The sequence below is a fragment of the Streptomyces yangpuensis genome, assembly GCF_024666385.1.
Classification (GTDB): Bacteria; Actinomycetota; Actinomycetes; order Streptomycetales; family Streptomycetaceae; genus Streptomyces; species Streptomyces yangpuensis.
In genome coordinates this window covers 1,580,271-1,593,506 of sequence record NZ_CP102514.1, presented here as the reverse complement: position 1 = coordinate 1,593,506, position 13,236 = coordinate 1,580,271, and the positions used below count along the sequence as shown (strand labels likewise).

At 70.0% G+C, this 13,236-nt stretch carries 9 protein-coding genes; 7 read left to right on the top strand and 2 right to left on the bottom strand.

Annotated elements, in window-relative coordinates; genetic code table 11:
- Nucleotides 1-90: 90 nt before the first annotated feature.
- From metH to NRK68_RS07350, 4 genes are all read left to right on the top strand, one after another.
- The gene (gene metH / locus NRK68_RS07365) at nucleotides 91-3,615 is read left to right on the top strand and encodes a methionine synthase (RefSeq protein WP_257855387.1); all 3,525 of its coding nucleotides are present in this window, start codon (nucleotides 91-93) and stop codon (nucleotides 3,613-3,615) included.
- 113 nt (nucleotides 3,616-3,728) lie between these two features.
- Nucleotides 3,729-4,430, top strand: coding sequence for an HAD family hydrolase (locus NRK68_RS07360; RefSeq protein ID WP_183067680.1), 702 nt, complete (start codon nucleotides 3,729-3,731; stop codon nucleotides 4,428-4,430).
- A gap of 617 nt (nucleotides 4,431-5,047) precedes the next feature.
- Complete coding sequence (locus NRK68_RS07355; RefSeq protein WP_183067679.1) at nucleotides 5,048-6,652, top strand: ABC transporter substrate-binding protein; 1,605 nt, start codon at nucleotides 5,048-5,050, stop codon at nucleotides 6,650-6,652.
- Nucleotides 6,653-6,723: 71 nt separating this feature from the next.
- The gene (locus NRK68_RS07350; protein WP_183067678.1) at nucleotides 6,724-8,307 is read left to right on the top strand and encodes an ABC transporter substrate-binding protein; all 1,584 of its coding nucleotides are present in this window, start codon (nucleotides 6,724-6,726) and stop codon (nucleotides 8,305-8,307) included.
- Between the two features lie 132 nt (nucleotides 8,308-8,439).
- Here NRK68_RS07350 and NRK68_RS07345 read toward each other — a convergent pair whose 3' ends face one another.
- Together NRK68_RS07345 and NRK68_RS07340 are read right to left on the bottom strand one after the other, a co-directional pair.
- Nucleotides 8,440-9,111 (bottom strand): response regulator, encoded by a 672-nt coding sequence (locus tag NRK68_RS07345; protein ID WP_030963767.1) that lies wholly within the window; start codon nucleotides 9,109-9,111, stop codon nucleotides 8,440-8,442.
- Between the two features lie 106 nt (nucleotides 9,112-9,217).
- A complete protein-coding gene (locus tag NRK68_RS07340; RefSeq protein ID WP_183067677.1) occupies nucleotides 9,218-10,105 on the bottom strand; it encodes a RecB family exonuclease in 888 nt (295 codons plus the stop codon).
- A 256-nt stretch (nucleotides 10,106-10,361) separates the two neighbouring features.
- Between NRK68_RS07340 and NRK68_RS07335 the strand changes: the two genes are divergently transcribed.
- From NRK68_RS07335 to NRK68_RS07325, 3 genes are all read left to right on the top strand, one after another.
- A complete protein-coding gene (locus NRK68_RS07335; RefSeq protein ID WP_183067713.1) occupies nucleotides 10,362-11,495 on the top strand; it encodes a site-2 protease family protein in 1,134 nt (377 codons plus the stop codon).
- Between the two features lie 71 nt (nucleotides 11,496-11,566).
- Nucleotides 11,567-12,463: a tRNA (adenine-N1)-methyltransferase gene (locus NRK68_RS07330; RefSeq protein ID WP_030833375.1), complete on the top strand. Its 897-nt coding sequence runs from the start codon at nucleotides 11,567-11,569 to the stop codon at nucleotides 12,461-12,463.
- A gap of 175 nt (nucleotides 12,464-12,638) precedes the next feature.
- Entirely contained in the window at nucleotides 12,639-13,232 is a 594-nt protein-coding gene (locus NRK68_RS07325; protein WP_257855385.1) for a hypothetical protein, read from the top strand.
- Nucleotides 13,233-13,236: the final 4 nt, after the last annotated feature.

Here is a 13,236-nt window from a genome sequence, read left to right as displayed (position 1 = left end):
GGCGGGGGCCTCGCGGTTACCCTGGCCGCGTGCACCCCTGACACAGCGGGGGTGCAAAGCCGACAGCCGTCGCATCCCAGGGAGCACTCCATGGCCTCGTTGCCGAACCCGCCCGCCGACACCCAGACCCGGGCCGATGCCCTCCGGGAGGCGCTCGCGACCCGCGTGGTCGTCGCCGACGGAGCCATGGGAACGATGCTCCAGGCGCAGGACCCCACCATGGAGGACTTCCAGCAGCTCGAAGGCTGCAACGAAATCCTCAACATCACCCGCCCCGACATCGTGCGCTCCGTCCACGAGGCGTACTTCTCGGTGGGCGTGGACTGCGTCGAGACCAACACCTTCGGCACGAACTACGCCGCCCTCGCCGAGTACGACATCGCCGACCGGAACTTCGAGCTGTCCGAGGCCGGCGCCCGCATCGCCCGCCAGGTCGCCGACGAGTTCACCGCCTCCACCGGACAGCAGCGGTGGGTGCTCGGCTCCATGGGACCCGGCACCAAGCTGCCCACCCTCGGCCACATCACCTACGCGCAGATCCGCGACGCCTACCAGACCAACGCCGAGGGCCTGCTCGCCGGCGGCGCCGACGCGCTGCTCGTCGAGACCACCCAGGACCTCCTGCAGACCAAGTCCTCCATCATCGGCGCCCGCCGCGCCATGGACGCCCTCGGCGCCAACGTCCCGCTGATCTGCTCCGTCACCGTCGAGACCACCGGCACCATGCTCCTCGGCTCCGAGATCGGCGCGGCCCTGACCGCGCTGGAGCCCCTCGGCATCGACATGATCGGCCTGAACTGCGCCACCGGCCCCGCCGAGATGAGCGAGCACCTGCGCTACCTCGCGCGCAACGCCCGCGTCCCGCTCTCCTGCATGCCCAACGCCGGCCTGCCCGTCCTGACCAAGGAGGGCGCGCACTACCCGCTGACCGCCGCCGAGCTCGCCGACGCCCAGGAGACCTTCGTCCGCGAGTACGGCCTCTCCCTGGTCGGCGGCTGCTGCGGCACCACCCCCGAGCACCTGCGCCAGGTCGTCGAGCGGGTCCGCGGCGCGGCGGTCGTCCAGCGCGACCCCCGGCCCGAGCCCGGTGCCGCCTCGCTCTACCAGACCGTGCCCTTCCGCCAGGACACCTCGTACATGGCGATCGGCGAGCGCACCAACGCCAACGGCTCCAAGAAGTTCCGCGAGGCCATGCTGGAGGGCCGCTGGGACGACTGCGTCGAGATGGCCCGCGACCAGATCCGCGAGGGCGCGCACATGCTCGACCTCTGCGTGGACTACGTCGGCCGCGACGGCGTCGCCGACATGGAGGAGCTCGCCGGCCGGTTCGCCACCGCCTCCACCCTGCCGATCGTCCTGGACTCCACCGAGGTCCCCGTCATCAAGGCGGGCCTGGAGAAGCTCGGCGGCCGCGCGGTCATCAACTCGGTGAACTACGAGGACGGCGACGGCCCCGAGTCCCGCTTCGCCAAGGTCACCCGGCTGGCTCAGGAGCACGGCGCCGCGCTCATCGCGCTGACCATCGACGAGGAGGGCCAGGCCCGCACCGTCGAGCACAAGGTCGCCATCGCCGAACGCCTCATCGAGGACCTCACGGCCAACTGGGGCATCCGCGAGTCGGACATCCTCATCGACACCCTGACCTTCACCATCTGCACCGGCCAGGAGGAGTCCCGCGGCGACGGCATCGCCACGATCGAGTCCATCCGTGAACTCAAGCGCCGCCACCCCGACGTCCAGACCACCCTGGGCCTGTCGAACATCTCCTTCGGCCTCAACCCCGCCGCCCGCGTCCTGCTGAACTCCGTCTTCCTCGACGAGTGCGTCAAGGCCGGCCTCGACTCGGCCATCGTCCACGCCTCCAAGATCCTGCCGATCGCCCGGTTCGACGAGGAGCAGGTCTCCACCGCCCTCGACCTGATCTACGACCGGCGCACCGAGGACTACGACCCGCTGCAGAAGCTGATGGCCCTCTTCGAGGGCGTCAACACCAAGTCCCTCAAGGCCGGCCGCGCCGAGGAACTCCTCGCGCTGCCCCTGGAGGAGCGCCTGCAGCGCCGCATCATCGACGGCGAGAAGAACGGCCTGGAGGCCGACCTCGACGAGGCCCTCCGGACCCGCCCCGCCCTCGACATCGTCAACGACACCCTCCTGGAGGGCATGAAGGTCGTCGGCGAGCTCTTCGGCTCCGGCCAGATGCAGCTCCCCTTCGTCCTGCAGTCCGCCGAGGTCATGAAGTCGGCCGTGGCGTACCTCGAACCCCACATGGAGAAAGTCGCGGACGGCGAAGGCGCGGTGGGGAAGGGCACCATCGTGCTGGCCACCGTCCGCGGCGACGTCCACGACATCGGCAAGAACCTCGTCGACATCATCCTGACCAACAACGGCTACAACGTCGTCAACATCGGCATCAAGCAGCCCGTCTCCGCGATCCTCGAGGCCGCCCAGGAGCACAAGGCCGACGTCATCGGCATGTCCGGCCTGCTCGTGAAGTCGACCGTGATCATGAAGGAGAACCTGGAGGAGCTGAACCAGCGCAAGCTGGCCGCCGACTACCCGGTGATCCTCGGCGGCGCCGCGCTCACCCGCGCCTACGTCGAGCAGGACCTCCACGAGATCTACGAGGGCGAGGTCCGCTACGCCCGCGACGCCTTCGAGGGCCTGCGCCTCATGGACGCCCTCATCGCCGTCAAGCGCGGCGTGCCGGGGGCCGCCCTGCCCGAGCTCAAGCAGCGCCGCGTCGCCAAGCGGGACACGCCCGCCTTCCAGGCGGAGGAGCCGGAGGAGGCCGGCGGCCGGTCCGACGTGGCCGTCGACAACCCGGTGCCCACCCCGCCGTTCTGGGGCACCCGGGTGGTCAAGGGCATCCCGCTCAAGGACTACGCCTCCTGGCTGGACGAGGGCGCCCTCTTCAAGGGCCAGTGGGGTCTGAAGCAGGCCCGCGCCGGCGGTGCCACCTACGAGGAGCTCGTCGAGAACGAGGGCCGCCCGCGCCTGCGCGGCCTGCTGGAGAAGCTGCACACCGAGAACCTGCTGGAGGCGGCCGTCGTCTACGGCTACTTCCCCTGCGTCTCCAAGGGCGAGGACCTGATCATCCTCGACGACGCCGGCAACGAGCGGACCCGCTTCACCTTCCCGCGCCAGCGCCGCGGCCGCCGCCTGTGCCTCGCGGACTTCTTCCGCCCGGAGGAGTCCGGCGAGACCGACGTGGTCGGCCTCCAGGTGGTCACCGTCGGCTCGAGGATCGGCGAGGCCACCGCCAAGCTGTTCGCGTCCGACTCCTACCGCGAGTACCTGGAGCTGCACGGCCTGTCCGTCCAGCTCGCCGAGGCCATGGCCGAGTACTGGCACGCCCGGGTCCGCGCCGAGCTCGGATTCGGCGGCGAGGACCCGGCGAAGGTCGAGGACATGTTCGACCTCAAGTACCGGGGTGCCCGCTTCTCCCTCGGCTACGGCGCCTGCCCCGACCTGGAGGACCGGGCGAAGATCGCCGCCCTCCTCCAGCCGGAGCGGATCGGCGTCCACCTCTCGGAGGAGTTCCAGCTCCACCCGGAGCAGTCGACGGACGCGATCGTGATCCACCACCCCGAAGCGAAGTATTTCAACGCACGCTGAGCTCCGCCGACGTACACTTGTCGGTCCCATACAGGCCGGTCGCCTGTTCCGAGGGGTGGTATGCCCCGAGGAAGAGGTGACCGGCCTTCTCGTCCCTTCGGAGAGGCATGCGCATGACGAGCACCGTTCCCGCCCCGGTCACCCGCACGGCCGACGGTTCGGCCCTGCAGGCGGTGCTCCTCGACATGGACGGCACCCTGGTGGACACCGAGGGCTTCTGGTGGGAGATCGAGGCGGAGATCTTCCAGGAGCTCGGGCACCGGCTCGAGGACGCCTGGCGCGACGTGGTGGTCGGCGGCCCCATGAGCCGCAGCGCGGGCTTCCTGATCGAGGCCACCGGCGCCGCCATCGGCATCGCCGAGCTGAGCGTCCTGCTCAACGAGCGCTTCGAGGCGCGCATCGCCGACCGGGTCCCCCTGATGCCGGGCGCCGAGCGGCTGCTGACCGAGCTGGCCCGGCACAACGTGCCCACCGCCCTCGTCTCCGCCTCCCACCGCCGGGTCATCGACCAGGTCCTGCTCACCCTCGGCCGCGACCGCTTCACGATGACTGTCGCCGGCGACGAGGTGGCCCGTACCAAGCCGCACCCCGACCCGTACCTCTTCGCCGCCCGGTCGCTGGGCGCCCACCCCTCGCGGTGCGCGGTCATCGAGGACACCCGCACCGGCGTGGCGGCCGCAGAGGCCGCCGGCTGCCGGGTCGTGGCGATCCCCTCCGTCGGTGTCATCGAACCGGCTCCGGGGCGCACGGTCGTCCGCTCGCTGGAGGACGTCGACCTCACGTTCCTGCGCTCCCTCATCGCCCCGATGAACTGAGCGAGGCTCACCGAGAGTGACGCTCCGGCCGGTCCCGCCGCCCGGAGTGCTCCTCTTCCCGCGTGTACACAGCGCAAGCGGACACATCGGCATGCACTGACCTACATCGGTATGCATTGCCACGCACCGGATTGCCGTGAACACGTTCCGTACCGAACGGAACCCCGTCCACGCGCATCACGACGGAAGGATCTTCCGCCGCGGGCCCCGGAGGCTGAAATTCCATCCCCTCCGGGGTTGTTGCGCAGGGTGACCTTGGTCACGCGTCACACCCCCGACGGCCCTGTCCGAGGGCCCATCCGGCTTCCCATGTGTCCGCATTGATCAGCCCCTGACCGAATCTGCGGAGCCCTGCCTGTGAACAGGCAGTTCGCTCCGATCACGGTGCGATTACGCCCCAAGTCCGGTGCGTTCCAGCCACCCCGCCCCGGACCACTAGTGTCGATCCGGGCACTGCGCCGCACCCAGCCGCGTTCCGGACACACACCCCTGTTCCGGAACCGCGTGGACCGATCGTCATACCACCGGCCCGATCGTTCCGCCCCGAACGGGCGACCGCCGCGAAGTGCCCTTCACACCGCTTTGACCAAGTGCCGGTTACAGGGAGTACTTCCAGCATGAACCGCAAGACCATGGTGCTGACGGCCGCGGCCGGACTGCTCACCCCCGCGCTGGCCGCATGCGGCACCGCGAGCGGTGGAGGAGCCGGATCCGCGGCGATCGTCGTCGGGACCACCGACCGGTTCGAGGCCGCAGACTTCGCTCCCGCCCCCTTCGACCCCGCCTACGCCTACGACGCCGGCGCCTGGAACATCCTGCGCCAGACCGTCCAGACGCTGATGCACACCCCGCGGGGCGGCGGCCAGCCCGTCCCCGAGGCAGCCTCCGCCTGCCGCTTCACCGACTCCGGCAACGAGAGCTACCGCTGCACCCTGCGCCCCGGGCTCAAGTTCGCCAGCGGCGACCCGCTCACCGCCAAGGACGTCAAGTTCTCCATCGACCGGGTCCTCGCCATCAAGGACGAGAACGGCCCCTCCTCGCTGCTCTCCACCCTCGACAACGTCGAGACCAAGGGCGAGGACACCGTGATCTTCCACCTGAAGACCCCGGACGCGACCTTCCCCTTCAAGCTCTCCACCCCCGCCGCCGGCATCGTCAGCGAGAAGGACTACGACGCCAAGAAGCTCCGCGAGGGCTTCGAAGTGGACGGCTCCGGGCCCTACACCATGAAGGCCGAGGTCAGGGAGAACCGCCTCGTCCGCGCCGTCTTCAGCAAGAACCCCCACTACAAGGGCGACATCAAGCTGCAGAACGACAAGGTCGAGCTGCGCACCTATCCCGACTCCACGGCCATGGGCAAGGCCCTCACCGACGGGAAGATCCACATGGTCTCCCGCACCCTGTCGCCCGCCCAGATCACCGAGCTCAGCGCCAACCCGCCCAAGGGCGTCAAGCTGGTCCCGATGCCCGGCCTGGAGATCCGCTACCTCGGCTTCAACACCGACGCCCCCGTCGTCAAGGACAAGGCCGTACGCCAGGCGCTCGCCGCCGCCGTCGACCGCGGCGCGCTCATCTCCAAGGTCTACGGCAAGTCCGCCCAGCCGCTCTACTCGCTGGTCCCCACCTCCGTGACCGGCCACGTCAACTCCTTCTACAACAAGTACGGCGACGGCAACACGCCCAAGGCCGCCGCACTCCTGAAGGAGGCCGGGATCAAGACCCCGGTCAAGCTGACGCTGCACTACACCAGCGACCACTACGGCGACGGCACGGCGGCGGAGTTCGAGGCCCTCAAGGCGCAGCTCAACTCCACCCAGCTCTTCGACATCACCGTCCAGGGCAGCGAATGGGGCGACTTCCGCCCCGCCCAGAAGAAGGGCGACCACGCCGCCTACGGGCTCGGCTGGTTCCCCGACTACCCGGACGCCGACAACTTCCTCGCCCCGTTCCTGGAGCAGGACAACTTCCTGGGCACGCCGTACGCCAACAACGCGGTGCGCACCAGGCTCCTCCCCGAATCCCGGCGCGCGGTCGACCGTAACGTCGCCGCCCCCGCGATCACGGAGATGCAGGACATCGTCGCCGAGGACGTACCCGTCCTGCCCCTGTGGCAGGGCAAGCAGTACGTCGCCGCACGCGACGGGATCACCGGAGTGGAGTGGTCGGTCAACGCCATCTCCGACCTCCAGTTGTGGGAGCTCGGCCGCGGCGTAAGCGGCTGAGCGAGGTAAAGACCGGCAGCGGGTGTCGCGGGCCGGAGCAACGAAACAGTTCGACTGTGAAGGACGTTCGCGTGAATCGACGTAACCAGTGGCTCGCGGCCCCGCTCGGCGCGGCCACCGCCGCCGCGCTGCTCAGCGGTTGCGGTTCGACCGATGGCTCCAATGCCGGCAGCGGCAAGGGCGTGGTCATGGGCATATCCGACAAGGTGAAGTCCACCGACCCGGCGTCCGGCTACGACCCGGGCTCCTGGCTGCTCTTCAACAACGTCTTCCAGTCGCTGCTGAGCTTCCCCAAGGGCGGCACCACCCCCGAGCCCGACGCCGCGCAGAGCTGCGCCTTCGAGGGCGGCGACAGCAAGCTCTACAAGTGCACGCTGAAGCCCGACCTGAAGTTCAGCAACGGCCACGACCTCACCTCGAAGGACGTCAAGTACTCCTTCGAGCGCACCCTGAAGATCAACGACGAGAACGGTCCCGCCGTCATGCTCTCCTCGATCGCGGGCATCGACGCCCCCGACGAGCAGACCGTCATCTTCCGGCTGAAGAACTCCGACGCCACCTTCCCGAGCAAGATCGCCTCGGGTGCGGGCTCCATCGTCGACCACCGTGAGTACCCGGCCGACAAGCTCCGCACCGACAACAAGGCCGACGGCTCCGGCGTCTACAAGCTCGACTCCTTCAGCGAGAAGAGCGCCACCTTCTCGGTCAACGAGTCCTACACGGGCAAGGCCAAGCCCAAGAACACCGGCGTCACCCTGAAGTTCTTCAACGGCGACCAGGCCGGCCTCAAGACCACCCTCGAAAGCGGAGACGTCGACTTCGCCTTCCGCGGCCTCGCCGCCAAGGACATCGCCGCCCTCGCCTCCTCCAAGACCGGCGACAACAAGGTCGACGTCGTCCAGGGCACGGGCGCCGAGGTCGAGCACATGGTCTTCAACGTCAACGACCCCGTCGTCGGCAAGCTCCCCGTGCGCAAGGCCATCGCCTACCTCGTGGACCGCGAGGCCCTCGTCAAGGACGTGTACGCCGGCACCGCCACCGCGCTCTACTCCATCGTGCCGACCGGCATCGCCGGCCACACCACGCCGTTCTTCGACCGCTACGGCGGCACCCCGCAGCCCGAGAAGGCCAAGGCCGTCCTCAAGGCCGCGAACATCAACGGCAAGGTCAAGGTCACCCTGTACTCGACCCCGTCCCGCTACGGCCCCTCCACCGACCAGCAGTTCGAGGTCATCGCCAAGCAGCTCAACGACAGCGGCCTCTTCGAGGCCGACGTCAAGTCCGTCGAGTACGAGCAGTACGAGAAGGACATCCAGGCCGGCAAGTACGGCATCTACGTCAAGGGCTGGGTCCCCGACTACCCGGACGCCGACAACTTCACCCAGCCGTTCTTCGGCCCGGGCAACGTCCTGAACAACAACTACGACAACAAGGAGATCACCGGGACGATCATCCCGTCGACCTCCGCGAAGTCCGACCGCACCGCGGCCAACACCGACTACAACCGGCTCCAGGACATCGTCGCCGACGAGCTCCCGCTCCTCCCGCTCTGGCAGGGCAAGCAGTACGCCGTCACCCGCCAGAACGTGAACGGCCTGCAGTGGTCCCTGGACGCCTCCACGGTCTTCCGCTTCTGGGAGATCAGCAAGGGCTGACCCTCCGGCCCTCCCCGGACACACCACGGGGCCGCACGCGCGACCTTCCCTCGCGCGTGCGGCCCCGTGCCCGTTCCCGGGCGTGTTCCCGAACCTCCCGGACCCGGCTACGGCGCCCCGGACCGGACCTGGCTACTGCGCCCCGGGCCGGACCAGACCGCTCTCGTACGCGTACACCGCCGCCTGGACCCGGTCACGCAGCCCCAGCTTCGTCAGGACGTGCCCCACATGCGTCTTGACCGTCGTCTCGCTCACGAACAGGTCCGCGGCGATCTCCGCGTTCGACAGGCCCCGCGCCACCAGCTTCAGGACCTCCACCTCGCGCTCGGTCAGCGTCCCCAGCGTGTCCGGCAGACGCTCCTCACCCGACGGCAGGTGCCCCGCGTACTTGTCCAGCAGCCGGCGCGTGATACTCGGCGCGAGCATTGCCTCACCCGCCGCCACCACCCGGATCGCCTGCACCAGCTCGCCCGCCGGCGCGTCCTTCAGCAGGAAGCCGCTCGCCCCCGCCCGCAGCGCCTCCACCACGTACTCGTCCAGATCGAACGTGGTCAGCACCAGCACCTTCGCCGGACCGTCCCGCCCCGGACCGGTGATCCGGCGCGTCGCCTCGACCCCGTCCATCCGCGGCATCCGGATGTCCATCAGCACCACGTCCGGCTGCAGCGCCCGCACCTGGTCCAGCGCCTGCAGACCGTCCCCGGCCTCGCCGACCACCGCCAGGTCCTCCTCCGCCTCCAGGATCATCCGGAATCCGGTGCGCAACAGGGGCTGGTCGTCGACCAGGAGAACGCGGATGGCCACGGGCGATACCTCGTATTCGTCGGACAGCTCGGACGGCTCGGGCGGACACGCCCATTCTGCCCTGACCCGACGATCAAGAAATCCCGCCCCCGGCCGAGGACACCCTCTAGGCCTCCGGGCTCCGCGCCGGCCTCGGCACGACCGGCAGCGGATACACCGGGGGAGTACCACCGAACTCCGGACACGACGCCTGGTGATCGCACCAGCCGCACAGCTTCGTCGGACGCGGCCGCCACTCACCCGACTCCGTCGCCTCCCGGATCGCCTCCCACAGCGCGAGCAGCTTGCGCTCCACCCGCTCCAGGTCCGCCACCACCGGGTCGTACGTCAGCACATCCCCGCTGCCCAGATACACCAGCTGCAGCCGCCGCGGCACGACCTGCTTCAGCCGCCACACCACCAGCGCGTAGAACTTCATCTGGAACAGCGCACCCTCGGCATACTCCGGCCGCGGCGCCTTGCCCGTCTTGTAGTCGACGATCCGCACCTCACCCGTCGGCGCCACGTCCACCCGGTCGATGATCCCGCGCAGCCGAAGCCCCGACTCCAGCTCCGTCTCCACGAAGAACTCCCGCTCCACCGGCTCCAGCCGCGTCGGGTCCTCCAGCGTGAACCAGCGCTCGACCAGCGCCTCGGCCTCCGTCAGCCAGCGCGCCAGCCCCGCCCCCTCGTCACCCTCCGGGAACAGCTCCGACAGCTCCGGCCGCGACTCCAGCAACCGGTCCCACTGCCCCGGAATCAGCTCCTTCGCCCGCGGCGCCGTCCGCTCCTGCGCGGGATGGTCGAAGAGCCGCTCCAGCACCGCGTGCACCAGCGTCCCCCGCGTGGCCGCCGCACTCGGCTTCTCCGGCAGCTTGTCGATCACCCGGAACCGGTACAGCAGCGGGCACTGCATGAAATCGCTCGCCCGGGAAGGAGAGAGCGAAGAGGGCGCCACAGCGCCCGGGCTTGCGGCTTCGGCCGCACCGGGCACGGCACCGGGGCTCGTCGTCATGGACAAAACCCTACGACCCGCGACCGACAGCACGCGCATACCATCGACGCCGGGCCCCCTCGCACTGCATGATCGGAGCATCACCCGGCGCCACGCACACCGCGCCCCACACCGCGAGAATCCCCCCGGAACCACACGAGAACCGCACGAGAACCGCACGAGAACCCCCAGCACCGAACGAAGGACAGACGTGGCAGACACCGACCAGACCGGCGAGCGCGACAAACGGCGCTCAGGACCGGGCGGCGGACTCCTCATGGGCCGCCCCTTCGGCGTGCCCGTCTACGTCTCACCCAGCTGGTTCCTCGTCGCCGCCCTCATCACCTGGGTCTTCGGGGACCAGCTCGACCGCGTCCTGCCCCACCTCGGACCCGTCCGCTACCTGGTCTCCCTCTTCTTCGCCGTCGCCTTCTACGCCTCGGTCCTCGTCCACGAACTCGCCCACACCGTCGCCGCCCTCCGCTTCAAACTCCCCGTCCGCCGCATCCAGCTCCAGTTCTTCGGCGGAGTCTCCGAGATCGAGAAGGAATCCGAGACCCCCGGCCGCGAATTCGTCCTCGCCTTCGTCGGCCCCCTGCTCTCCCTCCTCCTCGCCGGCGGCTTCTACCTCGGCATGAAGGCCGTCGACCCCGCGACCGTCCCCGGTGTCCTCCTCGCCGGCCTCATGATCTCCAACCTGCTCGTCGCGGCCTTCAACCTGCTCCCCGGCCTCCCCCTCGACGGCGGCCGCATGCTCCGCGCCGTCATCTGGGGCATCACCGGCAAACCCATGGCCGGCACCGTCGCCGCCGCCTGGGTCGGCCGCGCCCTCGCCGTCGCCGTCCTCCTCGGCCTGCCCCTGCTCACCCACACCGGACTCCTCGGCAACCGCACCGAGGAGATCGGCGGCATGGACACCGTCATGGACGCCCTCCTCGCCGCCATCCTGGCCGCCATCATCTGGACCGGAGCCGGCAACAGCCTCCGCATGGCCCGCCTGCGCGAACACCTCCCCGAACTGCGCGCCCGCAGCCTCACCCGCCGCGCCATCCCCGTCGAAAACACCACCCCCCTCTCCGAAGCCCTCCGCCGCGCCAACGAAGCCGGAGCCCGCGCCCTCGTCGTCGTCGACGGCCAAGGAGACCCCACCGCCATCGTCCGCGAGAGCGCCATCGCCTCCGTCCCCGAACACCGCCGCCCCTGGGTCGCCGTCAGCACCCTCGCCCAGGACCTCACCGACGGCATGAAGGTTTCCGCGGAACTCACCGGCGAAGAACTCCTCGACCACCTCCGCGCCACCCCCGCCACCGAATACCTCGTCCTCGAACCCGGCGGCGCCATCTACGGCGTCCTGTCCACCCTCGACGTCGAGAAGGCCTTCGTAAAGGCCATGGCCCGGCCCCAGACCTAGAGGATGTCCGGCCACGGCCCCCGCCCCGGGCCGTGGCACGGCCCCAGTCCTGAAGCCAATACACTGGTCACATGTCCGAACCGACCGGTGCCGCCCGCCGACGCGGGCCCTTCAAGGTCGGGGACCAGGTTCAGCTCACCGACCCCAAGGGCCGCCACTACACGTTCACGCTCGAAGCCGGGAAGAATTTCCACACCCACAAGGGTTCCTTCCCCCACGACGAGCTGATCGGTGCTCCCGAAGGCAGTGTTGTCCGTACCACGGGGAACGTCGCGTACCTCGCGCTGCGCCCCCTGCTCCCCGACTACGTCCTGTCCATGCCCCGCGGCGCCGCCGTGGTCTACCCCAAGGACGCGGGTCAGATCCTGGCCTTCGCCGACATCTTCCCCGGCGCCCGCGTCGTGGAAGCGGGCGTGGGCTCCGGCTCCCTGAGCAGCTTCCTGCTGCGCGCCATCGGCGACCAGGGCATGCTCCACAGCTACGAGCGCCGCGCGGACTTCGCCGAGATCGCCACCGCCAACGTGGAACGCTACTTCGGCGGCCCCCACCCGGCCTGGCAGCTCACCGTGGGCGACCTCCAGGACAACCTGTCCGACACCGACGTCGACCGCGTCATCCTGGACATGCTCGCCCCCTGGGAATGCCTGGAGGCCGTCTCCAAGGCCCTCGTCCCCGGCGGCATCCTCTGCTGCTACGTGGCCACCACCACCCAGCTGTCCAAGACCGTCGAGTCCATCCGCGAGATCGGCTGCTTCGCCGAGCCGCAGCCCTGGGAATCGATGATCCGCAACTGGCACGTCGAAGGCCTCGCCGTCCGGCCGGACCACCGCATGATCGGCCACACCGGCTTCCTCGTCACCGCCCGCCGCCTCGCGGACGGCGTCGAGCCCCCCATGCGCCGCCGCCGCCCCGCCAAGGGCGCCTACGGCGAGGACTACGAGGGACCCGGCAGCGACCGCTCCGCGTAACCCCCGGCCCACCCAACACGACGGCGCTGTGGCGTAGTTCCCCCGACCCCGGGGGAACTACGCCACAGCGCCTTTTCGTTGTCCCCGTGCCGACCCGGCCCCTGCCGTTCCGCCCCCGTGTGAGGTGTGGCACGATGCTGGCTCCCCGTCACCCTTCGCACAGGAGACACCCCGCGTGCTGCACACCCCCGCCACGCTGGCAACCCCGGACACCCTGGCCCACACCCGGACCAGGCCCCTCCACTGGCTCGCCACGGCCACCGCCATGGCCGCCGTCATAGCCGCCGCGGGACTCGTACAGCCGGCCACCGGCACCCCCGCGGCCACCGACGAGCCCGCCGCGAAGGGCCCCCAGGCCACCGCACCCGACCCGGCGGCGGCCACCTACCCCCTCGACTGCAAGGGCGCGCCCCGGGCCATCACCGCCACCGCCCAGGGCGACCTCGACGGCGACGGCCGCCCCGAGACCGTGGCGGCCGTCCGCTGCGACGCGGGCTCCGGCACCCCGCCCCATGCGATCTACGTACTCACCCAGGACCCGGCCGAGGACGCCCGCCCCCGCGTCGTCGCCACCCTCCTGGACACCCCGCAGCGCCGGACCGCCACGGAACTGACCGTGCGCGACCGGACCGTCACCGCGAGCCTCCTCGGCTACTCCGGACCCGAGGTCCCGCGCTGCTGCCCCGACAAGAAGCAGCTCGCCAAGTGGCGCTGGGCCGACGGAAAATTCCGCCAGGAGCTGACGGACTCGGCCGCCAGGAGTGTTTGAAGCG